This window comes from Acinetobacter lactucae (assembly GCF_001605885.1).
In the GTDB taxonomy this organism is placed as follows: Bacteria; Pseudomonadota; Gammaproteobacteria; order Pseudomonadales; family Moraxellaceae; genus Acinetobacter; species Acinetobacter lactucae.
This window is the reverse complement of sequence record NZ_LRPE01000011.1, coordinates 22,776-47,964: the sequence shown is the minus strand read 5'-3', so window position 1 is coordinate 47,964 and position 25,189 is coordinate 22,776. Positions and strand designations below refer to the sequence as shown.

The 25,189-nt window shown below is 41.3% G+C and carries 21 protein-coding genes; 8 read left to right on the top strand and 13 right to left on the bottom strand.

The features are described from left to right. Positions 1 to 52: 52 nt before the first annotated feature. Positions 53 to 1,123, top strand: coding sequence for an AraC family transcriptional regulator (locus AWW73_RS05665; RefSeq protein ID WP_062849030.1), 1,071 nt, complete (start codon positions 53 to 55; stop codon positions 1,121 to 1,123). Positions 1,124 to 1,137: 14 nt separating this feature from the next. Here the strand turns inward: AWW73_RS05665 and AWW73_RS05660 are convergent, their stop codons facing one another. The 3 genes from AWW73_RS05660 to AWW73_RS05650 form a co-directional block, all read right to left on the bottom strand. Further along, complete coding sequence (locus AWW73_RS05660; RefSeq protein ID WP_062849029.1) at positions 1,138 to 2,034, bottom strand: DMT family transporter; 897 nt, start codon at positions 2,032 to 2,034, stop codon at positions 1,138 to 1,140. A 126-nt stretch (positions 2,035 to 2,160) separates the two neighbouring features. After that, the gene (garD, locus tag AWW73_RS05655) at positions 2,161 to 3,708 is read right to left on the bottom strand and encodes a galactarate dehydratase (protein ID WP_062849028.1); all 1,548 of its coding nucleotides are present in this window, start codon (positions 3,706 to 3,708) and stop codon (positions 2,161 to 2,163) included. Between the two features lie 70 nt (positions 3,709 to 3,778). Beyond that, complete coding sequence (locus AWW73_RS05650; RefSeq protein ID WP_016143255.1) at positions 3,779 to 5,137, bottom strand: MFS transporter; 1,359 nt, start codon at positions 5,135 to 5,137, stop codon at positions 3,779 to 3,781. A gap of 284 nt (positions 5,138 to 5,421) precedes the next feature. Here AWW73_RS05650 and gudD point away from each other — a divergent pair, with 284 nt between their 5' ends. The 4 genes from gudD (at position 5,422) to AWW73_RS05630 (ending at position 10,507) form a co-directional block, all read left to right on the top strand. Next, positions 5,422 to 6,756, top strand: coding sequence for a glucarate dehydratase (gene gudD, locus AWW73_RS05645; RefSeq protein ID WP_062849027.1), 1,335 nt, complete (start codon positions 5,422 to 5,424; stop codon positions 6,754 to 6,756). A 266-nt stretch (positions 6,757 to 7,022) separates the two neighbouring features. Beyond that, entirely contained in the window at positions 7,023 to 7,934 is a 912-nt protein-coding gene (gene kdgD / locus AWW73_RS05640; RefSeq protein WP_009387806.1) for a 5-dehydro-4-deoxyglucarate dehydratase, read from the top strand. Positions 7,935 to 7,964: 30 nt separating this feature from the next. Next, on the top strand, positions 7,965 to 9,551 hold the full coding sequence (locus tag AWW73_RS05635) for an aldehyde dehydrogenase (NADP(+)) (RefSeq protein WP_062849026.1): 1,587 nt from the start codon (positions 7,965 to 7,967) through the stop codon (positions 9,549 to 9,551). A gap of 242 nt (positions 9,552 to 9,793) precedes the next feature. Continuing rightward, a complete protein-coding gene (locus tag AWW73_RS05630; RefSeq protein ID WP_005042034.1) occupies positions 9,794 to 10,507 on the top strand; it encodes a FadR/GntR family transcriptional regulator in 714 nt (237 codons plus the stop codon). A gap of 67 nt (positions 10,508 to 10,574) precedes the next feature. On the opposite strand, the gene AWW73_RS05625 is transcribed toward AWW73_RS05630, so the two are convergent. The 8 genes from AWW73_RS05625 to AWW73_RS05590 form a co-directional block, all read right to left on the bottom strand. Next, positions 10,575 to 12,326, bottom strand: coding sequence for a tannase/feruloyl esterase family alpha/beta hydrolase (locus AWW73_RS05625; protein ID WP_062849025.1), 1,752 nt, complete (start codon positions 12,324 to 12,326; stop codon positions 10,575 to 10,577). A 33-nt stretch (positions 12,327 to 12,359) separates the two neighbouring features. Next, entirely contained in the window at positions 12,360 to 12,749 is a 390-nt protein-coding gene (locus tag AWW73_RS05620; protein ID WP_062849024.1) for a PaaI family thioesterase, read from the bottom strand. Positions 12,750 to 12,789: 40 nt separating this feature from the next. Then, on the bottom strand, positions 12,790 to 13,326 hold the full coding sequence (locus AWW73_RS05615; protein ID WP_062849023.1) for a DUF3237 domain-containing protein: 537 nt from the start codon (positions 13,324 to 13,326) through the stop codon (positions 12,790 to 12,792). A 57-nt stretch (positions 13,327 to 13,383) separates the two neighbouring features. Then, complete coding sequence (locus AWW73_RS05610) at positions 13,384 to 14,634, bottom strand: OprD family porin (protein ID WP_016143262.1); 1,251 nt, start codon at positions 14,632 to 14,634, stop codon at positions 13,384 to 13,386. Between the two features lie 81 nt (positions 14,635 to 14,715). After that, positions 14,716 to 15,855: an acyl-CoA dehydrogenase family protein gene (locus tag AWW73_RS05605; protein WP_062849022.1), complete on the bottom strand. Its 1,140-nt coding sequence runs from the start codon at positions 15,853 to 15,855 to the stop codon at positions 14,716 to 14,718. Positions 15,856 to 15,930: 75 nt separating this feature from the next. Further along, positions 15,931 to 17,817, bottom strand: a complete 1,887-nt coding sequence (locus AWW73_RS05600) for a feruloyl-CoA synthase (RefSeq protein ID WP_171254636.1) — start codon at positions 17,815 to 17,817, stop codon at positions 15,931 to 15,933. 81 nt (positions 17,818 to 17,898) lie between these two features. Continuing rightward, entirely contained in the window at positions 17,899 to 19,350 is a 1,452-nt protein-coding gene (locus AWW73_RS05595; RefSeq protein WP_062849020.1) for an aldehyde dehydrogenase, read from the bottom strand. A 37-nt stretch (positions 19,351 to 19,387) separates the two neighbouring features. After that, on the bottom strand, positions 19,388 to 20,227 hold the full coding sequence (locus tag AWW73_RS05590) for a p-hydroxycinnamoyl CoA hydratase/lyase (RefSeq protein WP_171254635.1): 840 nt from the start codon (positions 20,225 to 20,227) through the stop codon (positions 19,388 to 19,390). Positions 20,228 to 20,475: 248 nt separating this feature from the next. On the opposite strand from AWW73_RS05590, the gene mhpT reads away from it, so the two are divergent. The 3 genes from mhpT to AWW73_RS05575 all read left to right on the top strand — a co-directional run bounded on the left by mhpT (position 20,476) and on the right by AWW73_RS05575 (position 23,050). Further along, entirely contained in the window at positions 20,476 to 21,708 is a 1,233-nt protein-coding gene (gene mhpT, locus AWW73_RS05585) for a 3-(3-hydroxy-phenyl)propionate transporter MhpT (protein WP_016141799.1), read from the top strand. Positions 21,709 to 21,778: 70 nt separating this feature from the next. Next, entirely contained in the window at positions 21,779 to 22,234 is a 456-nt protein-coding gene (locus AWW73_RS05580; protein WP_057106149.1) for a MarR family winged helix-turn-helix transcriptional regulator, read from the top strand. 123 nt (positions 22,235 to 22,357) lie between these two features. Continuing rightward, positions 22,358 to 23,050 carry a GntR family transcriptional regulator gene (locus AWW73_RS05575; RefSeq protein ID WP_081409507.1) on the top strand — a complete coding sequence of 231 codons (693 nt, stop codon included), beginning with the start codon at positions 22,358 to 22,360 and terminating at the stop codon, positions 23,048 to 23,050. Positions 23,051 to 23,091: 41 nt separating this feature from the next. Here AWW73_RS05575 and AWW73_RS05570 read toward each other — a convergent pair whose 3' ends face one another. Beyond that, positions 23,092 to 24,036 carry a PDR/VanB family oxidoreductase gene (locus AWW73_RS05570; RefSeq protein ID WP_062849017.1) on the bottom strand — a complete coding sequence of 315 codons (945 nt, stop codon included), beginning with the start codon at positions 24,034 to 24,036 and terminating at the stop codon, positions 23,092 to 23,094. 12 nt (positions 24,037 to 24,048) lie between these two features. Next, on the bottom strand, positions 24,049 to 25,125 hold the full coding sequence (locus AWW73_RS05565) for an aromatic ring-hydroxylating dioxygenase subunit alpha (protein WP_062849016.1): 1,077 nt from the start codon (positions 25,123 to 25,125) through the stop codon (positions 24,049 to 24,051). Positions 25,126 to 25,189: the final 64 nt, after the last annotated feature.

Genomic DNA, 25,189 nt, shown 5'->3' with positions numbered 1-25,189 from the left:
AGAGGTAGTTTAGTGCCATTATGCACGTCACTCTAGGGATGGTGTGAGTTAAATGCCTAATAATGTTTATAAAGATACAAATGCTATTATCGAAGGAAATTATGATAATACATCCTTAGGTGCCAATACATATTTGCTAGGTTTGACCAGTTTATTTGATGAAATGGGTTCGCAAGGCCATTCAATATCAGAAGTTCTCTCTGGCACAAATATTTCACCAGATACGATGAATCAATCCTCTTTATATATTTCTCAAGTCCAAAAAATTCAGTTATTTCAAAATATTCAAAAGCTATCACATGATCCACTCATTGGTCTGCGCGCAGGACAAAAGCAGCGATTGTCAGATTTTGGAGTGTATGGCTATGCGTTATATTCCTCACGTAATTTTAGACAAGCAGTCGAGCTTGGCATTCGACACATTAAGCTTGCAGGGCCTATTTTAAAGAAGTCATTTTATATTCGAGATGATGCTGCGATTTTTGAAGGGCAGGACATTATTGCACTTGGTAAGCTTCTGCCTTTAGTGTGCGAGTTTTGGTTTAGCTCCATGCAAACCTTAATTGAACGTGTGCTTGAAGGACCATTTCAAGCCAAGAAGCTTTTGTTGCCCTATCCAGCGCCTGACTATGCAGAAGAATATGAAAAAGTCTTTCATTGTCCTGTTCAGTTTAATGCTGGGGTGATGCAATGGCACTTTGATTTAAAGTGGCTTGATGTACCTTGTCCAAATGCCAACCCGATTACCGCTGATATGTGTAAGTCGTTTTGTGAGCGGATGCTAGGTGCTACTGAACTTGAGGAGCCTGAGTTGGTGAAAACGATTCGTTTAATACTATTGGATGGAACAGGGCTTTTTCCATCGGCCCAAGAAATGGCTGAACGTTTACATATGTCAAAGCGGACCTTACATCGGCGCTTGGCAGGTTTTGATTTAACCTATCAAGAGTTATTAGATGAGACTCGGCGCCGTCTTGCCGATGAGTATTTACGAGAGACGACTTTAACCATAGATGAAATTGCCGAGAGAATTGGCTTTTCGGATACTTCTAATTTTAGAAAAGCTTATCGTCACTGGACAGGCATTTCACCAAATGAGTATCGAATACAGTATCTAAATTAGAATAGGGAGTGTCGCTATTTAAATCGAGAGAGTAACTTTTTCTGCAAAAATGGATTACAGAGCAAAATCGCAAATAAAATAATAAATATGCCGATAATGCTGAATAAATCTGGTAATTCATGCCAAAAAACAAATCCCCATATTCCTGCAAAAATAATGGCAATGTAATTCATTGGGCCAATTTGTCCTGCTGGCGCTAAGCTATAAGCATAAGACATAAATAGTTGACTAATATTAGCTAAAAGTCCTGCGGCAATCAGCAATGCCAGTTCATGCCAAGTGAAAATACGCCAATGCCAGAACATTGGAATAGAGGAAATTAAACTACCAAAAATACAGAAATAAAAAACGATACGTTCAGGTGGCTCTGTACTGGTTAAAGCTCTTACGGTGACAAAGGCCATTGCTGATAAAAAGCATGCACCCAAGCCAATAAAAGATAATGCGTTAAATAAACCTTGGTCGGGTTTAGCGACAAATAAAACTCCAATGAGCCCAATAACTGCGGCAAAAATCATCGATTTGGTAATTTTTTCTTTTAAGAAAAGCCATGCAATCAGTGGAATAAAGATAGGAGATGAATAACTGAAAACCATGGCATTTGATAGCTTTAAGTTTGCAATAGCATAGAAAAAACCATACATTGCGGCAAGCCCAACTAGGCTCCGCCACGTATGCATCCAGAGTTTATCGGTTTTAATAAAGTCTAGACCCTGTTTAAACAGCATCGGAATAAAAATAAATAAACCCACTGCATTTCTAAAAAACACGACAGTCGCATTGTCTACGGTTTGCGAAGCAAAACGAATGCACACTCCCATAATGGAAAATAATAATGCCGATGTCATAAGACAAAGCAATGCTTTTCCAAGTTGAGTTGAGGGGAGGTTTAGAGCAGTCTGATTTTGCATAGAGAAATAGAGTTCTTAATTTTCGATGTTATTTTAGCAGCGATGTTAAGTTTTGGTGAAATGTGTCGTAATTAATATGGGAAATGTGAAAAAGATGAGGCGGTATGCCTCATCTTTTAAACTTTGTTAGGTCACGGGTGCAGGGTTAAATACAGCGAGTGAGTTATGAATACCCCAACGGTCCGACCACGTTTGTTTTTCACCACTAGCCACTTGTAAAATCAGTTCAAAAAGTTCCCAGCCCACTTCTTCAATAGTTTTCTTCCCAATGGCAATATCGCCAGCACTTATATCGATCAGGTCATACCAACGGTTTGCAATATTGTTTCGGCTTGCCATTTTAATGACCGGCACTGCTGCCAGCCCATAAGGTGTACCGCGGCCTGTGGTAAAGACTTGAACGGTAATACCAGATGCCATTTGCTGCGTACCACAGATAAAGTCACTCGAAGGTGTTGCCGCAAAAATTAATCCTTTTTTTGTCGGTCTTTGACCTGGTGCGAGAACTTCTACAATCGGTGAGCGACCCGATTTTGCGATCGATCCCATCGCTTTTTCTACAATGTTATTCAGCCCACCTTTTTTATTACCTGGTGTAGTATTGGCACTTCGGTCGACTTGGCCTGCTGCTAAATAGTCGTCGTACCATTTCATTTCCCGAATTAGGTCTTTGGCAACTTGTTCATTTGCTGCACGTGGAGTAAGTAAGTGAATACCATCACGGACTTCCGTAACCTCAGAGAACATGACTGTACCGCCACATTGCACAATCAAGTCAGCTGCGAAACCAACGGCAGGGTTAGAGGTGACTCCGGAAAATGCATCACTCCCACCACATTGCATACCTACAACTAAATTAGAAGCTGGAACTTCTTCTCGAGTACGTTGATTAAGCTTTTCAAGGTGTTGTTCTGCCACGGTTAAAATATGGTTGACCATACTTTCAAAACCGTTATGACGTTCATCTTGCAACTGAATAATATCTTCGTTTGCTAGGGGAATATATTTGTTTTCTTTAGGAATATTTAAAAGTCGTTCGGGTTGCATTTTTTCGCAGCCCAGACTCACCATCATAATTTCTCCACCAAAATTAGGGTTGAGTGCAAGATTATGAATTGTACGAATAGGAACAATTGCAGCGGGTGCATCGATTGCCACACCGCAGCCATATAAATGGTTTAATCCGACTACACCATCTACATTTGGATATTTAGGAAGTAAATCACGTTCAATAATTTTAACGACATAATCGACAATACCTTCTACACAGTTAACACTGGTCGTAATACCTAAAATATTCTTTGTGCCGACGCTGCCATCTTTATTTTTATAACCTTTAAATGTATAGCCGCTCAAGGCTGGAAGCTTTGGATCAGGACGAGTTGCTAACTCAAGATCATCTAGCTCAGGTGCCTCAGGCATTTGGGTAACGGCTTCATTTACCCATGAACCCGAAGGTAAATCTTTATTGGCATAGCCAATAATTTCCCCATAACGAACAATGGCTTCACCTTGCTTTAATGACTCTAATAAAACTTTATGTCCTTGTGGCACATGATCAACCAAGATGAGTTGGTATTCTTCAATAGGTGTAGAGGCTGGTAAACCGCCGTCATTCACTACAATGGCTACATTATCAAGAGGACTAATTTTTATAAGAAGAGGCTTCAGCATGATCGTTCCTTGTATACATTTGAAGAGAGGTCATAACGCTTAATTTGTTTAAGCGTTATGACTTAAAGTTTTAAGAGGTAGGTTTTAACTCGAAGCGCTGGATTTTGCCTACAATAGCGGTATAGCAAATCACTGCTGCAATCGCATGCACACCGACATAAGTCAATGCAAGGTTGAAAGAACCAGTACTTGCCAAGATATAGCCGATCACAATTGGGGTCACGATTCCTGCCGTATTACCAAACGCATTCATCATTCCGCCTGATAAACCCACCATTTCTTTTGGTGCAACATCAGACATGACTGCCCAACCTAAAGAGCCGATGCCTTTCCCAAAGAAAGATAAAGACATAAAGAATACGATTGCTGCTTGGGAATCGACGTAATTACACATAATGATTGAGGTTGAAACCAAGAATCCGACCACGATTGGGAGCTTTCTTGAAAAGCTTAAGCTGTAATTCATTCGAATTAACTTATCTGAAATCAAGCCACCTAAAATTCCGCCTACAAAGCCACAGAGTGCTGGTGCAACTGCTGCAAAACCCGCTTCTAAAATGCTGAGATGTCTTTCTTTCACAAGGTAAACAGGGAACCAAGTCAAGAAAAAATAGGTCAGTGTATTTACACAATATTGCCCAATAAAAATACCGAGCATCATACGTGAAGCAAGCAGTTGCTTAACTTTACTCCAAGTAATTTTCTCTTTTTTATTATTTTGGCTATTTTCACCCATGTCGAGTAAAGCACCTTCTGAAGCAATATATTTTACTTCTTCAGGATTTACTGTTGGATGATTGGTCGGGCTATAAATGACCTTGAGCCAGATAAAGGAAAGAATGATTCCAAGACCACCCATGACCCAGAAAATAGACTGCCAGTGGACAGTTGCAACCAGCCAGCCCATTAGGGGAGCAAAAAGTACGGTTGAGAAATAAGAAGATGAGTTAAAAATGGCAGCGGCGGTTCCACGTTCTTTGGTTGGAAACCATGCAGCAGCAATTTTACTATTACCTGGAAAAGCAGGTGACTCAGACAAACCCACTAAAAATCTTAGTACAAAGAGTGAAGTAATGATGGTCGCAGTATCACCTAAAATGTCGGTAAAACCGATTAAAACAGTGAATAACGACCATAAAAACAGACTCCAGAAATATACACGGCGAGCACCGAACTTATCGAGTAGCCAACCACCTGGTATTTGACCAATTACATAAGCCCATGCAAAGGCCGAGAAAATATAACCCATGGTGACTGAGTCGATTCCCAGCTCATGAGACATTGGCGTTGCAGCCATTGAAAGGGTTGCACGATCACCGTAATTAAAAGCCGTGACCAAAAAAATCATCGCAAGAATGTAGTAGCGAGTTTTTGTATGTTTGGCTCTTTGCTGAGTTACTACAGCAATATTTGTTTGCAGATTATCCATATACAAACTCTTTTAATAATCGACCTATTTGCATATCCGTGAAATAGGTGACGTCATGTCAAATTCATCGATAGAATAGATGAGAAAACGGAATTTTGTCTCTACTCTATAGTCCTAATTCTAAAACCGCGCCTTTAGATGTATGACATCATATGATTAAAAATATTATTTTGGCAAGTAGGGTCGAAAAATAATTTTTATACGGCTTTATATTGACAAGTTGTCTGATGTCTTATAAGTTTTGGAGATGAAAAAATAGTATCAGAATGCCAAGGAGTATTTTAATGGCGACCTCTACACCTATCGTTAAATCAATTCGAGCAATTCCTGTTGCTGGACATGACAGTATGCTGCTCAATTTGAGTGGTGCCCATGGACCTTATTTCACTCGTAACATACTCATTATCGAAGATAATTCTGGAAATATTGGTGTAGGTGAAATTCCGGGTGGAGAAAAAATTTTAGCGACATTAAATGATGCTAAAGCCTTGGTAGAAGGGCAGCCGATTGGCGAATATAAAAATCTACTCAAGAAAATTCAACAAACTTTTGCTGATCGTGACAGCGGTGGCCGAGGCAATCAAACCTTTGATTTACGGACCACAATTCATGTTGTAACGGCTTATGAGTCAGCATTACTTGATTTGCTCGGTAAGCATTTAAATGTGAATGTCGCAAGTTTGCTTGGTGAAGGTCAGCAACGTAGTGAAGTTGAAGTTTTAGGATATTTGTTCTTTATCGGTGACCGAAAACAGACTTCATTAGACTATGCAACAACACCTCAACATCACCATGATTGGTATAAAGTTCGCCATGAAAAAGCATTAACACCAGAGTCGGTGCAGCGTTTAGCAGAAGCATCTTATGACCGTTATGGTTTTAAAGACTTTAAATTAAAAGGTGGTGTATTACAGGGCGAACAAGAAGCTGAAGCTGTTACAGCTATTGCGCGCCGTTTTCCAGAAGCACGTGTGACGCTTGATCCTAATGGTGCATGGTTTTTAGACGAAGCCATTGCTTTAGGCAAACATCTTAAAGGGGTGTTGGCCTATGCAGAAGACCCATGCGGTGCAGAACAAGGTTATTCAAGCCGTGAAATTATGGCCGAGTTTAAACGTGCAACAGGTTTACCTACGGCGACCAATATGATTGCTACGGACTGGAGAGAAATGTCGCATAGTATTCAATTGCAAGCTGTTGATATTCCTTTGGCTGATCCACATTTCTGGACATTGGAAGGTTCGGTTCGAGTATCGCAGCTCTGCAATATGTACAATTTAACGTGGGGTTCGCATTCTAATAATCACTTTGATATTTCACTTGCGATGTTTACCCACGTTGCAGCCGCTGCCGTAGGTAAGGTTACGGCAATTGATACACACTGGATTTGGCAAGAAGGTACAGATCAGCTAACGAAAGCGCCGCTTGAAATTAAAGACGGTAAAATTCAGGTGCCAACCGCACCGGGACTTGGGGTTGAGCTGGACTGGGATCGAATTAATCAAGCCCATGAACTCTATAAATTAAAAGGTTTAGGGGCTCGTAATGATGCTGATGCAATGCAATTTTTAATACCAAATTGGTCGTTTAATAATAAAAAGCCGTGTTTGGTTCGTTGATATTTTACCGATATTTTTGAAAAATTCGCTTTTTGAGTTTTCTTAATACTTTGCTGTCCATATGGGCAGCTTTTTTTATGTCTAACGATTAGCCTCAAAATTAAGAATTTTAAAATATATTTTATAAAAAAATAGGTTAAATTATTTTTTATAATGAACTTTGATCTTTTTAAAAAATTTAATTTTTCAGAGGAAAAATATATTGATTAAAATAAAATTTATGATGTAAGATGTCTGACAACATAAACATGTATGGATATTTTCTAATGGATGCTCTTGAGTTAAAAAACATTGTTTCTGATGGCCTTCTTTCTTTTCCGGTTACTGACTTTGACCAAAATGGGGACTTTAATAAATCTTCTTATGCAAAACGTCTTGAATGGTTAGCGCCTTATGGTGCAAGCGCATTATTTGCTGCGGGTGGTACAGGCGAGTTTTTCTCGTTAACTGGAAGTGAATACTCTGATGTGATTAAAACTGCGGTCGATACTTGTAAAGGTAGTGTACCGATTATTGCTGGGGCAGGTGGTCCGACACGTCAGGCGATTGAACAGGCAAAAGAAGCAGAGCGCTTAGGTGCACACGGTATTTTGTTAATGCCGCATTACTTAACTGAAGCAAGCCAAGAAGGTTTAATTGAACACGTTAAGCAAGTCTGTAATTCAGTAGACTTTGGCGTAATTTTTTATAACCGTAGCGTTTCAAGATTAAATCTCGATTCAATCCAAAAGTTAGCCGAGATGTGCCCGAACTTAATCGGCTTTAAAGACAGCTCTGGTCAAATCGATATGATGACGGCAGTGACTCAGACTATGGGTGATCGTTTGTCGTATTTAGGTGGTTTACCAACAGCAGAAGTTTTTGCAGCGCCATATAAAGCCTTAGGTTGCCCAGTTTATTCATCAGCTGTATTTAACTTTATTCCAAAGACTGCAATGGAGTTTTATAACGCGCTTCGTAGTGATGACTTTGAAACAACCAATCGTTTGATTAAAGATTTCTTCTTGCCACTGATTAAAATTCGCGACCGTAAATCTGGTTATGCAGTAAGCATGATTAAAGCAGGTGCCAAAATTGTTGGGCACGATGCTGGTCCAGTACGTCCACCATTAAGTGATTTAACTCAAGCAGACTATGAAGATTTGGCTGCCCTCATTGCGACACTTGGTCCGCAATAATTTTAACTGTTTAGATATTGGAGCTTTAAAATGAGTAAAAATAACGGTCGGCAGTTTATTAATGGTCAACGCGTTGCTGCAAATGCGCCAGCCCTAGAAAGTGTAGCTGCAAAAGACTATCAGCCAACAGGTTATGTATTTAGTCAGGCGACTCTTGAAGAAGTAGATCAAGCTGCTCAAGCTGCGCATAACGCTTTTTTAGTTTATAGCCAAACTTCTCAAGAGCAACGAGCTTCTTTTCTTGAAGAGATTGCTCGCCAAATTGAAGCATTAGGTGCGAACCTGCAAGAAGTCGCTTCACTTGAAACAGGCTTGCCACTTGCTCGTCTTCAAGGAGAGACAGGCCGTGTTACTGGTCAGCTACGACTGTTTGCTGAACTTTTACGTCGTGGCGATTTTTATGGTGCTCGTATTGATGTGGCATTGCCAGAACGTAAGCCTTTGCCACGTGTTGATTTGCGTCAATATAAAGTTGGGGTAGGACCGGTTGCTGTGTTTGGCGCGAGTAATTTCCCACTTGCATTTTCAACTGCGGGCGGTGATACAGTAGCTGCTTTAGCAGCAGGGTGTCCGGTTGTTTTTAAAGCACACTCTGGCCATATGGCAACTGCCGAGCTTGTTGCAGAAGCCATTGAAAAAGCAATTGAAGTTTGTGATATGCCTAAAGGCACATTCAATATGATTTTTGGCGGACGTATTGGCGCAAACTTGGTGGAACATCCACTCATTCAAGCAGCTGGATTTACAGGTTCTCTTGAAGGTGGAATGGCGCTTTATAACCTTGCGCAGAGCCGTCCTCAGCCAATTCCATTCTTTGCTGAAATGTCGAGTGTGAACCCTGTAGTAGTTTTATCTCAAGCGCTGAGTTCTCGTGGTGAACAAATCGCTCAGGATACGGTTGCCTCATTTAATATGGGATGTGGTCAGTTCTGTACAAAACCCGGGTTAATTTTAGGCGTACAAGGTCCTGAATTTGACAGTTTCGTAGCAGCTTTAGCTGAAAGCACGCAAAAAGCTGTGCCTCAGGTCATGCTGAATGAAGGAACTTTAAAAAGCTACCGTCAAGGTATTGATGCTCTAAACAGTGAAGCTGGTTTTGAAGTTATTGCGACAGGTCAAGAGGCCGAGCTAGTTTCTCAAGCAAAAGCACATCTATTTAAAGCGGACCAATCTGTTTTACTGTCAGGCAACCCAAAACTACAACATGAAGTTTTCGGACCAATGTCGATTGTGATTGGCGTAGAGGATGAAGCGACTTTGTTAAAAGGAATTGAGGCTTTAGGTGGACAGCTTACGGCAACCATTATTGGTGATGAAAATGAGTTGTCCGAAGCAGGCGAGCTTCTCCATTTGCTAACCGGTAAAGCTGGCCGTGTATTGTTTAATGGCTTCCCGACTGGAGTTGAAGTGTCTGATGCCATGGTACATGGTGGTCCTTTCCCTGCAACTAGTGATGCACGCGGAACTTCGGTAGGTACGGGAGCAATTGAGCGCTTCTTGCGTCCGGTATGTTTCCAAAATACACCACAAGTTTTATTACCCGATGCATTAAAAGATAGTAATCCACTACAGATTACTCGTCTGGTTAATGGACAGTTAAGTCAGGCTCAAATTTAAAAGTTGTGCAGCTCAATCAACGCTATTGAGCTGCATATTTTTTAACTTATTCAACGCATTATTAAATATTAACAGAAGCATAAGTTGCTTACTTTTTTAAATATGTGTGAGGGTTTGATAAGGGAGATAAAATTTTTTGATTTTAATAACTTAGAGGTATAAAAACCGAATATGACTATCGTCTAAGTTTATAGTAAAATGAATTTTCTAATTTTTTCAACATTTCATGAGTTCTTCAGATTATGTCTAGTGCAATTAAACCTAGATCAACAAAAAAACTAAGCCAGATTATTGTAGAACAACTGATCGAAAAAATTCAGTCTGGAGACTTCCAAGTCGGAGAGAAAATTCCGACCGAACTTGAATTAATTGAAACTTTTGAAGTAAGCCGTTCTGTTATTCGTGAAGCAATCACTGAGTTGCGTTCTTTAGGGTTTGTCGAGACTCGTCACGGGATTGGTACTTTTGTAAAAGAGCAGACGGTTGAACAAAATTTTTTGCTGTCTAATGCCAGTTTAGAAACCATTAACGATATTGTTTCTTTACTTGAGCTTCGGATTAGCCTTGAGTCGGAAGCTGTCTTTTTAGCCTCTGAGCGCCGTAAGCAAATTCATATTGATAAAATGAAAGCTGCACTTGAAGACTTTGAACGTCATATTTCATCAGATGCAAATGATGGCACAGTAAAAGCTGATTATGATTTCCATATTGCCATTGCTGAAGCTTCTGAAAATCAATATTTCGTTGATTTTTTAAAGTATCTGGGTGAAAAAATCATTCCGCGTGCGCGTTTAAAATCTATTGAGCAAAGTCCCGAAAACCGTGAAGAATATTTAAAAGCGGTTCACCATGATCATGTCAATATTTATAACGCAATTGTCGATCAGGATGGTTTGTTGGCTCGACAAATGATGCGTGCTCATTTGTCTAAAAGTATTAAAAAGTTTAAGCAGTAAAGCTTGAGCTAAGACTAAGATAAAAAAGAGAGCTTATTTAAGCTCTCTTTTAATTTTATTGGGTGTGTTATTTACAGCTAAAGTTTTCAGCTTTTTCGCTATCACCTTGACCATTGTAACGAGCAATCAATGGGTAAGGGCAAAGTGGACGGGTACGGTCTGGCGCCCAGTCTTGTGGAAGCTCAGTATTAATTTGACCACTTAGATTACCTGCGCCGCGTGCGGTTGCAATGATTTTGTCAGGTGCTTGGCCATATTCCACCCAGTTGACTAAAGCAGTCAATGCGTCAAATTGGTCGGTCGCAATGCCATCACGGGTATGGTTCATGCCTGGAACTCTAAAGAAACGTGCAAATTCAGGCGCTGTACCTTTTGCATCATTTTTATAGTGTTGTAGCAGTTGATCGTACCAATTTTGAGTGTCATCTACAGAGAAAACGCCATCTGCTGTGCCTTGTACCACAATCATTTTTCCACCGTGATTACGGAGTTTATCTAGATTCAATTCATCGGATGGCATCATGAATGACATGGAACTTTCGGTATACACATCATTGGTTGCCGAGAGTTTTGGATAGTCGGTATCGAAGTTAAAATTAAAGGCAAATTGTCTAGAGTTTTGAGTCACAGTTGGGTCTGGTGGAACCTGAAAAAGAATGCCGACTGCAACTGGGTCACGCGCTGTTCCCACAGAAGATTCAAATTTCCAGCTTGCCCAGTTGCTTCCCACTAAACCGGGGTCGAAAGGCTGGGTTGCATAGAGCGCTTGTCCAGCCGAGTTTACAGGGCCGCGGTAAATATTGGCTAATACATCAATTTGTTCGGTACTTAAACAAGTACCATCTCTTGTGCTTGAGCAAACCGGTACATCTTTGTGAATATCAAAAGCAGTACGGCAAGCCTCGACGTCTTGAACTAAGCCATCTGCAACACCGTCTAGAGCATCGCATCGATCTAAAATCGCTTTTGCTAATACTTTACGTTCCGAAAGAGTAAGAGCGGTACTTAAATCATTTTCATCTGTTGCGACACGACGAAGCTGCTGTGCTGTGTAGAGTTGCGCCGCTGCTGCACGAGGTAAGTGAAAACCCGGTGTGCTTGCCAAAATTCCATCATATTGATCACCCAAACGGGTTGCAGCAATCATGGCATGACGGCCACCGTTCGATGTGCCACCTGCATAGGAACGGTCTGGCAATTTACCATATGCTGTTTTAATTAGATTTTTTGCCATAGGCGTGAGTTTGGTGATTGCGCCATAGCCGTAGTTAATTCTGGCTTGAGGGTCTAAACCAAACATTGGATTTTGTGAAGCGTTATGTCCAGCGTCGGAAGAAATAACCGCAAAACCATCATGCAGGGCATTGGTCAGTGGTCCACCGCTACCAACCTGACCTGTTGCAGGGACTAAATTACCATCGGTTCCGCCATTGCCTTGATAGAGAAAACGACCATTCCAGTCTATTGGTAAGCGCATTTCAAAACCAATTTGATAGGTTTGTCCATCGACAGGACTTACACGTTGGTCCATATAACCTTTGACTAAACAATGAGCGCCAATCGGTTCGTTGGCCACAGTCAAAGTACCTGCTTCTTGAAGGGTAGCTGAGCTAATAACGGTATTGTTGTATTGAAAACCGAGTAAGTCTGAACAGCTTCCTGTCATTTTTACGCCAACAGCAGGAGATAACTGCGGTGGTTTGGTTGTTGACGGAACCGTTGTGTCATCATTATCACTTCCACAGCCTGCCAAAGAACCAAGCATGGCCAGTACTAAAGTTGAGTAGGTCAAAATTCGTTTATTGTTGGTGTAATTCATTTATTCATATCCTTATTGAATGAATGGTCGCAATTAATCTAAAATCAAGAAATTAGCTGTGCTTCGTGCAATCATTTTGTTGTTTTGCCAAGCTTCACTTTCGAGATTCAGTACGGTTTTGCCTTGTTTAATGAATCGGCATTTTGTAATGACTTCACCCACAGCACAGGGTCTTAAAAAGTCCATGGTTAAGTTGATGGTGGTGGCAGGTTTACGGCCATTCGCAAGAAATGCAAAAAGTCCCATCACATCGTCAAGCATGGCGCAGATCATACCGCCTTCAACTGTGCCGCGTGGATTGGTAAAGCTTTCTAGCGCTGTGTAGTGGATGGTGAGCTCAGTATTTTCTTTATTCCAATGAATATTGTGTCCACCCAAATGGTGATGGATAGGTGGTAAGTGTTCTAAAGCTTTTTGATCCATAATGAAGGCTCCATCCTTTTTGTAAGTGTTATAAAAATTATTATTTCAGGGTATAGGCATCATAAATAACAGCTTTGCCCAAACGCATTGCACTACCTACTGCAACTGTTTGGTTAAGCCATGAATATTTAGGTGAGCTGGTTTCAAACTGCATGGTAATTTTGAAATAGTAATTTTTCGGATCAACATCTTTGCCTTGGGCAAGCTGTTTTAACGTTTCGGCCGAGCCATGTCTGTAACCTTTGGTTTGAAGATAAATAAGTGCACCGTCATCGGTTTCTAACAGATATCGCGTATCAATAATGGCTAGTCCTTTACTGTCGACAATTTGCCAATCTGCGCCATTATTTAAAATGCGGCCTTTAAGTGATTTCCCTTCAAATGTCCCACCTGTAATCGGAATAATTCGGCGCTTACCAGCATCACTGGTTGTGCCTAATTCCCAAACAGGCGCATTTAAATCAACACTAAATTTTGCTAAAGGCTCAAGCTGAATAGGTGGTGGGTTATATTGCGTTTCGGCATGAGTCAGGCCAATGAGACTAATTCCGCAGAGTAGCGTTACAACTTTCTTCATGATGAATTTCCCGAAATAAAAAGAGGTTCTATGTGTGACAGAACCTCTGGTTTTGAATTATTTAAATTTCCATGTGTAGTCAATGTTGATGCGGGTTTCGTTTACAGGCTTGATGTTGGCTGTAGAGAGCATGTTGTTGTCATAGATGGCATAACGCGCGCGTAGCCCTAGATTTTTTAACCAGCCACTTTGAACGGTGTAGCCTAAATCAAAGTCTGTTTCGCGTTCTTTTAAATTGGTTCCGCCTAAGTTGGGTGCATAAATATTGTGACCTGTGGTGTAACGAGTCATAAAACGTAAACCCGGTACATAATCTTTAAAGTCATATTCATAACGGAAGCTATAGGCTTTCTCTTTCGGGTTTAAAAACTCACCTGGCCATGTATCAATAAGAAGTCCGGTTTCACCGCCAGTCAAATATGGAAAGGCAGTGTCGCCGTGATGTTGGAAAGTCCCAAAAATAAATTTATGGTTTTGATGCTTGAGTTCGAAATGCGCATGATAAAGATCATTATCGACTAAGCCTGCTTTTGCTTGTCCGTCATCTCGGCTACGGTAGTAACGTAATTGAGAGCTAAAGTTAGTAGTGTCATTAATTTTGTGTTGATGTAGTGCGCCGACCATGGTTTGGTTATAAAGGTCATCAACATCCATATAAAAAGCGGTGAGCTTGAGTGCAGGATTAAACTGATAGTTTCCACCTAAATAATAGAGTCCATCAGTTTCGGCACTTTTAAATCGTCCATTCACCCCTGAAATTTTAATTTTTTCATAGTTGGTCGAATCACGATGATTCACTTTATCGAGGTAGGCTGCCTGTAAATCAAAATCTTTAATATCTTTACTGGTCAGTGAAATGCCTCGATAGGTTTGAGGAAGCAAACGAGCAGGTGAAGCCACTAAAACTGGGTTCATCGGCATGAGCGTACCAATACGTAGCTCAGTCTGGCTCATTTTCGCTTTTGCTGTGACCCCAATTTCCCCATAAGAGTCAGCAGGTTCATTGGTACGCGTGTCTCTAGGTAAGTTTCCTGTACCGCCATGCTCTGCGTCGGCATCGAGTTTAAACCCCGCCGTCGCAAGTACATCCAGCCCAAAACCGACAGTCCCTTCGGTATAACCTGAATTGGCTTTGAGAATAAAACCTTGTGTCCAGTCCTTGGCAGCAGGGTAAGCAGATTGCTCTTGGTAGTCGCGGTCAAAATAGAAATTTCGTGTGGTGAGTTCTACTGAACTGTTGTCAATAAAATTGCCAGCCCACACTGAACCAGAGAGCATGAGGGTAGAGTACATCCATAATTTCGACATAGCATTTCTTCCTGAAATAACATTTTTTTGTTTTAAACAAGGCATGGTTGTTATGTCTGCCTTGTTTGGTTTTAAATCGAATTATTTTCCGAGCAGTTCTCGGGCTACGATTTCTTTCATAATTTCATTGGTTCCCCCATAAATTTTTTGTACCCGTGCATCCACAAAAAAGCGTGAAATCGGGTATTCCTGCATGTAACCGTATCCCCCAAAAAGCTGAAGTAATTGATCAATCACTTCACATTGGACATCGGTGATAAAGCATTTCAATGCTGCAACTTGAGTGACGCTTAACTGGTGTTGTTGATACAGCGCTGCACATTGGTCTACAAAAGCTTGAGCGGCTTTTGCTTTAATTTGCGCGTTTGCGAGCACAAAACGAGTGTTTTGCATTTGGCTTAAGGGCTGCCCAAAAGCTTTGCGCTCTAGTACATAGTTTTTAGTGATTTCAATAGCCCCCAAAATGGACCCCAAAGCCATCATGGAGATACTTAAACGTTCGCGAGGTAACTCTTGCATTAAATAAGCAAACCCTTGTCCCTCTTCACCCAAACGCTGAGTTGCAGGCACATAAACATCATCAAAAAACAGTTCGGCTGTATCTTGGGCATGTAGCCCGATTTTTTGTAAAGAGCGGCCTTTTTTGACGCCGTCTAAAGCAGCATCAACTAATAAAATTGAAATGCCTTTTGCTTTGGCTTGGGGATCAGTTTTTGCTATCAGAACGATCAGGTCGGCGTGCAAACCGTTTGAGATAAACGTTTTTGAACCATTCACACGATAGTGGTCATTTTCTAAAATGGCTTGAGTACGTATGGCTTGTAAGTCTGAACCAGCATTGGCCTCTGTCATGGCAATTGCAGTGACGACTTCCCCTGTCACCATTTTTGGTAACCAATAACGTTTTTGCTCTTCAGTTCCAATATTTTGCAGGTAAGGAGAGACCAACTCATTTTGCCCACCAATGGCAACAGCTAAAGATGCAAAGCCCGCTTGAGCAGTTTCTTGAACCAGCATGAGCGAGTAATGAACAGGAGCGCCATAGCCGCCATATTCTTCGGGCACATCAACACACAAAAAGCCATTTTCCCCAAGACGAAGCCATAGATCACGTGGGATAAGGCCATCGTGTTCCCACTGTTCATAATGCGGAGCAACCTGTTCTTTTAAGAACCTGCGATAGCTGTCCCGAAATAGTTCAAATTCTGTATCGTATGGCATGTTGAACCTTTTTTAGGCAAAAGTGAGGCTAAGGCCCAAACCGAAGTTTGAGCTTCCTTTTTTTATTTCAATTGTTTATTGCTTTAAGGTGGGCACTCGGATAATCAGAGGGTTATCAGTCTGCTTTTGATAAATCTCATCAATTAAAGCGGCACGACGCTTGGTAATATTGCTTTGATTGAGGTTGCCTTTATCGGTTACTTCACCTGCATCGAGTTGAGGTGGTTCGGTCATTAAATAAAGCATTGAGACTGTATTTGAACTGCCCGTTGCATCTTTATTAAAGGTCGTTAAAAATTGGCGAAACCACTGCTGAACTTTAGGATGCTGTAATATCTCTGTTGGAGAGTTTTCACCAAGCTTAAGGCCTGCATATTGAGCACAAGCGTCTAGTTTTGGAAAAATCAGAAAACCGACAGCATTCAGGTTTGAACCGGTAATACAAACATCTTGAACCAGTAAATTACCTTGAATCAGTACTTTGTTGCGTAGTGTGCCGACATTCACAAAAGTACCCGTGTTAAGTTTAAAGTCTTCGGCAATTCGTCCGTCATACATCAGACCTTTGGTCGGATCATTGATATCGACTAAACGAACAGCATCACCTGTGTGGAAAAAGCCTTCATCATCAAACACAGTACTTTGCTGGTCCGCCTTTAAGCGCCAATAGCCTTTCATGACATGTTTGCCGCGAACACAGAACTCAAGTTTGTCGCCACATGGAACCAGCTTGATTTCACATCCCGGAGCTGGATAACCAATAAAACCAGCCATCACGCGTGGGCCAGTTGTAAAAGCACAAGAGGGTGCAGTTTCAGTCATGCCCAACCCGCTCATGATGCGAATTTTTTCTCCGCAATGTTGCTGAGCAATTTTATCGAGTCTGTTCCAGCCCGCTTCTGAAAGCGCTGCACCTGCAAAGAATAAAATTTTAACCTTGGCAAAAAAGCGGTCTCTCAATTCCTCATCTTTTTCTAAAGCTTCGGTGAGTTCTTCCCAACCTTTGGGCACATTTAAATAAACAGTTGGAGAAATTTCTTTGAGATTACGAATGGTCTCGTCAAATTTTCCTGCAACGGGTTTACCATCATCAATGTAAATCGTACCGCCGTTATAGAGCGCAATACCGACATTGTGACTGCCGCCAAATGTGTGATGCCAAGACAGCCAGTCAAGTAGGACAGGCGGCGTTTCTTCAAACTCAGGGAAAGTCTGCAACAGCATCTGTTGATTAACACACAACATTAAGTGCGTGGTCGGTACAGCTTTAGGTAATTTGGTTGAACCTGACGTAAATAAGAATTTGGCAATTTGGTTTTCATCAAGGGTTTGGTAAAACTCTTGGACATTTGAAACTGGTGTATCTAACAGCGATTGAAAAGACGTGCAGATATGATCGCCCACAATCCCTTTATTGGTCACCACTTCAATGTCAGGTGTCATACATGCCTGAATAGCTTTAGCAAAAGCCTGCCCATCGCTGGCATAGACCATACCCGGTGTCAGCACTTCAAACACATGTTTAAGTTTGCCAAAATCTTGAGAGATTAAAGAGTAGGCAGGTGAAATTGCTGAAAAAGGCACACCTGCCAGCATGGCAGCCATAGAGAGTGTTAGATGTTCGAGATCATTGCCACTTAAAATGACCAGAGGTCTTTCTTGGTTTAAATTACGTTCATGTAAAGCCTGAGCAATGTGCCATGCACGTTGTAAAACTTCTGCATAACTCAGTTTGACCCATTCACCTTGAGCATTGCGTTTTGCTGCAAAAATATGGTCGGGTTTGGTTTGCGCAAAATGAATTAACCGATCTGTCAGTTTTTGTGGATACGGTTTTAATTGCTCTTTGGGGCTGATATAGAGCGTGTCATCTTTATGGTGATAATGAATATCATGTTGCCCTAATTTTACGAACCGTTCGCGGTCTTGTGATTGAGTGGCATTCATTTGCATTTCTTTCACTCCATGGAAAGCGCATCACTGCGCTTTATTTTTTGCATCATGCAATTTTTATTTAATATGTCTGTGTTCGCATTAGCCTGACTAAATCGGGTAATGACGTGATTGGGTTTGAATGGTAATCCAGCGTAGTTCGGTAAATTCGGCAACAGAGACTTTACTACCAAATCGTCCATAACCACTAGATTTTGTTCCACCAAATGGCATTTGAGCTTCGTCATGTACGGTTGCGCCGTTAATATGACAAATACCCGAATCAATCTGTTTAGCGACTTCTAATGCCTGCGAAATATTTTGGCTAAACACTGCTGAAGACAGACCGAACTCACTGTCATTTGCCAGTGCTACACCTTCTTCAATGCTTGAAAAACGTTGAACTGTGCATACAGGTCCAAATGATTCTTCGCGGTAAAGCAGCATGTCAGGTTTAATATTAAGCACCAGTGTTGGTTGTATGGTGGTGTCTTCAATATGAATGCCTAAAGGTAAGTCAGCACCTTTGTTTTGGGCATCTTCTAGCAAATGCTGAATACGGTTTGCAGCGCGGCGACTTTCTAAAACACCGAGTACATTGTCTTTTAAGGTTGGATTACCTGCCCGAATAGAGCGGGTTTTCTCAATCAGTTTTTCAATAAATTGGTCGGCAATATTGTCTTGAACCAAAACACGTTCGGTCGACATACAGATTTGTCCCTGATTAAAGAATGCTCCAAAAGCAACTGCATTTACGGCTTCATTAATGTCAGCTTCATTTAAAACCACAACAGGGGCTTTGCCACCAAGTTCGAGTAAAACTGGTTTTAAATATTTAGCAGCAGTCTCGGCAATAATTTTTCCGACTTTGGTTGAACCGGTAAAATTAATACGTTTCACGGCTGGATGAGACACTAAACGTTCCACGATTTGTGGGGCATCTTCGGCGGCATGGGTAATCACATTTACTACACCTTCCCCCAGACCCGCTTCATGTAACACTTCACCAATGAGACGATGTGTTGCTGGACAAGCTTCAGATGCTTTTAATACAACGGTGTTACCACAAGCCAAAGGCATAGCGAGCGCACGCGTTGCCAAAATAACAGGTGCATTCCAAGGTGCAATTCCAACAATAACACCACAAGGAACCCGCACGCCCATCGCAAGATTACCCGGCACATCTGATGGAATCAGGCTTCCATCAATTTGTGTGGTCATCGATGCGGCTTCACGTAACATGTTAGCAGCAAGGTGAACGTTAAACCCATACCATGTCGCAGTTGAACCTGTTTCTTGCATTCCAGTTTCAATGAATTGCTCGGTCTTTTGGTCCATTAAATCGGCTGCTTTTAACAAACGTAAGCGACGTTCGGTAGGCGAGAGTTTCGACCATACTTTAAAAGCTTGTTGTGCCGAATCGATTGCACGATCAACATCTTCCAGTGTGGCAGCAGCAGCCTTTGTTGCCACTGATCCATCAATAGGGCTAATACGCTCAAAAGTTGCCTGATTTGATGCATCAACAGATTGACCGTGAATAAGTAACTGTACATTTTGCATGGGTTGCGTCCTTACATTGCCATTAAAGAATCAAAAGTTAACCAGTACGTTTATAGCTCTGTAAACCCGGTTTAATTGATTTTTCATCTAAAAATTGTTTCAAACCTTCTTGGCGGCCATTTTCAGTATCGCGGTGGATACATTGATCGAGCTTGGCATATAAGTAGTCTTCGTTTTGGTCCCATGTCAGTTCGCGGCAACGCTTAAATCCATTTTTAGCGGTACGAAGAACCACAGGGTTTTTCTCAAGTAAGCAATTTGCAAGTTCAGTCACTTCTGCTTTTAGCTGTTCAAGCGGCACGCTTTTATTCACAAGTCCCATGGTCTCGGCTTCTTTACCACTAAAGGTTTTACCCGTCATGATGTAGTACAAAGATGCACGGTGACCCACGGTATCTGCCATTGCTTTACTTACGAGGTTGCCCGGTGGGATACCCCAGTTAATTTCAGATAAACCGAAAGTTGCTTCATCTGCTGCAATTGCGAGGTCACACGCCACTAAAGGTGAGAAACCGCCTCCAAAGCACCAGCCGTTGACCATGGCAATCGTTGGTTTTGAATACATGCGAAGAAGTTGCCACTGCCAGCGACATGAGTCACGGCGAATACGTTCTTGATAAATTTCTGGTTGAGTGTCGACTTCACGGAAATATTCCTTCAAGTCCATGCCCGCTGTCCAAGAATCGCCAGCACCCGTCAAAACTAAAACACGCGCCTCTTGATCAAGCTCAAGCGTTTCGAGCACATCAATCATTTCACGATTGAGTGTCGGGCTCATGGCATTTTTCTTTTCTGGGCGGTTTAGGGTGACCCATGCAATTCCATCTTCAACTTTAACATCTACTGTTTCCCAGCGGTTTTCATAACTCATCTTCATACTCCTTGAATGATTTTTTGCTGTTCTGGGATTTAATCTAATATCAGTTAAACTTACATTCAAGTCTTTTTTATAAAATTTCATAAATATTTTATAATTCATTGTATTTTAAATATTAATTAATTTTATTGATTATTTGATATAAAAATGTGTTGATTTTTTAGTAAGTTTAACTGATATTTTTGATGTGTTTAAACAACAATACACAAAGGGCTAAATGGAACGACTAGTCAATAAAGGACAACACAATGGAAAAAATATCAGGACAGCCTTCAAGGGCAAAAATCACATTGCTACTGTGCTTTGCCATAGCAATTTTTGAAGGGTTTGATCTTCAATCAATGGGGGTAGCCGCTCCACGAATGCGGGCTGAGTTTATGTTAGACAATGCCCAAATGGCGTGGGCATTTAGTGCTGCAATTTTGGGAACACTACCAGGTGCCATATTAGGCGGTCGGTTTGCAGATATTGTCGGGCGTAAGAAAATTCTGATTTTTAGTATTTTACTTTTTGGAATTATGTCTTTGCTAACGGCTTATGCTGCTAACTTTAGTTTGCTGTTACTCATTCGTTTTTGCACTGGTTTAGGAATGGGTGGAGCATTACCAATGATGATTACACTTGCCTCTGAAGCTGTACCTGACCAGCACAAAGGTACTGCTGTTAGCATCATGTATAGCGGCATTCCTTTTGGCGGATTACTCACTTCTGTTGTCGCCATGTCATTGGCAGGTGATGCAGAGTGGCGCCATATTTTCTATATTGGTGGAATTGCACCTATTTTGCTGATTCCACTGATTATGCGCTTTTTACCCGAGTCAAATGATTATCTGCAACGTAAAGTTCAAGCACAAAAAACGACACCATTCTTGGAAGTTTTGTTTGCGAAAGAGCGTCGTATGTCGACCATTCAGCTTTGGATAAGCTTTTTCTGTACGTTGGTGGTACTGTATTTCTTGTTGAATTGGTTGCCGTTACTGATGGGCGCACAAGGCTTATCGAAACTACAGGCAAACTATGTACAGATGGGATACAACGTTGGCGGAATTTTAGGTTCGATTCTCATGGGTGTATTGCTTGATAAATTACGCATGAGTTTTGTGATTAAGCTGATTTATCTCGGTATTTTATTTTCGCTGTGCTGTTTGGCAGTTTCTCCGACAGTGGCTTTACTTGCACTTTCGGCAGTGGGTTGTGGCTTATTCATTGTGGGCGGACAATCGGCATTATACGGTTTGGCTGCCATGTATTATCCAACAGAAATGCGTGGAACTGGTGTAGGTTCAGCAGTTGCAATTGGCCGTATTGGTTCATTTGCAGGGCCTTTAATGGCTGGGTTTTTACTCTCGCTTGGACAAAGCTCGACCATTGTGATTGGTTCAAGTATTCCAGTGATTTTAATTGCAGCGATCTCTGCATTACTTCTTGTCAAAAAACCTAAACAGCCTGTACATTTAGTACAAAGCTCAGGTGCTCGCTAAGTTTTAACGAAAGTATGGGGTTAGAGCCTCATACTTTCATTACAGATTTTCTTATGATGATTGAAAGGTTATGGTACGTTCGAATTTAGTTCCAAAAAAAGTAGAAGATGAGCCTAAGTTAAGTTACATGATTGCTCGTGTTGACCGAATTATTAGTAAACATTTATCAGAACATTTAAAAGAGCTTGAAATTACCTTACCGCAATTTACTGCACTTTCTGTTTTAGCTTCAAAAAGTAATTTATCTAATGCCAAACTTGCTGAGCGTTCTTTTATAAAACCGCAATCAGCCAACAAAATTTTGCAAGATTTACTGCTTAATGGTTGGATTGAGAAAAAACCGGACCCAACCCATGGCCGCCGTATTTTAATTACACTGACTGAAAGCGGTGTTGATAAGCTGAATAAATGCAATGAAGTGGTTTTAAAAGTCGAAGAAAAAATGCTGGAAGGTATTGATATTAACTTGGCTTATTTAATCCGGAATAACCTCGATATTATGGTGAATAATCTTAAAAACCTTTGATAAAAGGTGGTTGGTAATTTAATTTTTTAAAATCTACAGAAATGCTTAAGCACTGATTCACACAGAAAATTTATTTCATTTTACAAATGAACTTGCTAGCATCGAAGTGACGTTTTTGGTGATGTGTGGCAGCGAATGTCTTCAGGACAACAAGTTTTACTTAAACTAAGAAAAATGATTATTTCAGGGGAACTTGAAGGCGGTGCCAGAATTGCCGAAATTCCGACTGCCGAGTTGCTTGGCGTTTCAAGGCAGCCTGTTCGTATTGCCTTTAGGTTGCTTGAGCAAGAAGGCCTCCTCATTAAAAATCCAACTCGTGGTTACACGGTTCGTGAAATTTCAGAACAACTGGTTCATGATGCGCTTGAAGTGCGCGGGGTGCTGGAAGGGTTGGCTGCGAAAACCTTGGCAGAACAAGGCTTAAGCGAAGAGCAGAAAAAGACGCTGCAACATTGCATTCAAGAAACTGAAAAACTATTTAATGATAAAGACGAATTCGGCGATGTTGAACTAGAACGTTATCACCATTTTAACGTCATCTTTCATGACACCATTATTGAGGGAGCGCAAAACGTTGCGCTTATCCAAGCCTTAGCAAAAAACAATCAATTGCCAATGGCTTCTGCCCAAGCCATTACCTATGACCAGAACCAAGCTTTATCGGAATATCGCCGTTTGCACTATGCGCATTTACAGCATTGTTCGATTTTCGATGCATTGGTAAATCGTCAGGCAGGGCGTGCTGAAACATTAATGCGCGAACACAGTAGTGTAGTTATTTTGGGTGAAACGCTCAGAAATGTTCTCAGCGCTTAAGGTAAAATGTTCCTTTATTTTTGAATAAAGGAACATTCGAGTTAAAGCTCAATCACAAGATTTTTAGTTTTTGCACGAGAACAGCAGGGCGTAAACTGATCATTTAGAGCATGTTCTTCATCGGTCATAAACATATCGCGATGATCAGGCGTACCTTCTACAACGCGGGTAATACAGGTGCCGCAAATGCCTTGTTCACATGAAACAGGAATATCAAAACCATTTGCAATTAATGCCTCAGTAGCAGTCTGCTCTGGTAATACTTCAATTCGACGGCCCGTACCTTTCACTTCAATCGTAAAAGCTTCATCTTTAGATGTATCTACTTTTTGAGCGACAAAATGTTCTTGATGTAACTGTTCGCTATGCCAACCCGCTTGTTCAGCCGAGCTCATGACAAACTGCATAAACCCTGTAGGTCCACACACATATAAGTGTTTATCAGGTGAAGCTTGGCCCAAAACCTCTGCCATATTACATTCGGTGTCTGGTTGGTCTTGAATGTGAAAATGGACTTGCTCACCAAAATGCTTGGTTAAGTTGCCATAAAAGGCAATCATTTCATGACTACGAATGAAGTAGTGCAATTCAAAAGGAATATTGGCCGACTTAAGCCGATATGCCATCGATAAAATAGGGGTAATACCAATACCACCCGCAAATAAAACCGCCTGTTTGGTTTGAGGGTGAATTTCAAATAAATTACGCGGCTCACCAATCTTTAAATGGTCACCTTCACGATATTCTGTGTGGATACAACGTGAGCCACCGCGTGAATTGGCATCATGTAAAACACCAATCACATAACGATGTTTTTCAGTGCAGCAGTTTGAAAGTGAGTATTGACGGGTGAGGCCGTTTTTCAGATGCACATCAATATGTGCACCTGCTTCAAAACTTGGCAGCTCCGTACCATTTGCTGCAATCAATTCAAAAGCACGAATGGTCGGGGTGAGTTGGTGAATTTTTTGAATAATAACGTCCATGTTCATGCTCCTTTAAATAATCCGAATATTTGGAAACTTCTGCGCGGACGTTTCAGGAGGTGTTTTATTTTCTTCGGCAAGTAGTCGCTCAATCACTTTACGAGACTGTACACCGCCTGCATCGATATTGAGCATCAGTAACTTGCGATGTGGGTTGTTTAAAATATTTTGCTGCTGTTGCTCAAGCATTTCTAAATCTTCAGTAAAGATTTTGCCTTGGCCTTCACGAATTTGATCGGTGAGTTCAGCATTATCAGGTTGGAAGTTGCGTGCCATTCCCCAGAAATACCAATGTGAGGTTTCAGTTTCTGGTGTAATAAAATCGACCACAATTGAAGACACTTTTTTGTCTTTCGGTGCGTGATAACCGCCATGTCCAGCATGCGCGACACCAACTTCAATGTGAACATTACTTGGCGCAAAGAAGTGACAACGCTGCCAACGGTCCACAGGTACGTCATCTGCCAAATGATTGCCGCGAAGGGCCATTTGCCAAAATGGAGGTGCGATCACATTTTCCATATAGCGTTCGGTAATGACATGGTCGCCGTCAACTTTAGTGACAGGTAATGATTCATCAATCTCTTTTTGTCCGATGCTGCTTGAGTGAACATAGGTTTCGTGGGTTAAATCCATCAGGTTGTCGACCATCAGGCGATAGTCACACTGAATATGAAACAGGCCTCCGCCATAGCTCCATTCAGGATGATCTGCCCATTCTAAAGTTGGCAGTTTTGCTTCATCAGCTAAGGCTTTCTCACCCGGCCATATCCAAATAAAGCCGAACTTTTCAACAACTGCATATGCTTTGTTACAAGGGAAACCATTTACACGTTGGGCTGGCATTGAAACAGTTTTTCCGTCACAACCCATCACTAAGCCATGATAACCACATACGAGGTTGCCATCTTCGACATAACCAAGTGAGAGTGGAGCACCGCGATGCGGACAAAAATCTTCAACGGCTGCAACTTGGTTTTCTTTACCACGATAAAAAACAATTTTTTCACCACAGATCGTACGACCTAATGGTTTATCTTGGATTTCTTCTGGGCGGCAGGCTACATACCAAGCATTTTTAATAAACATTGTGACGACTCCTTATCACTTATTGGATCCAATTTATAATAAATAAAAATAATGGTCAATTGAT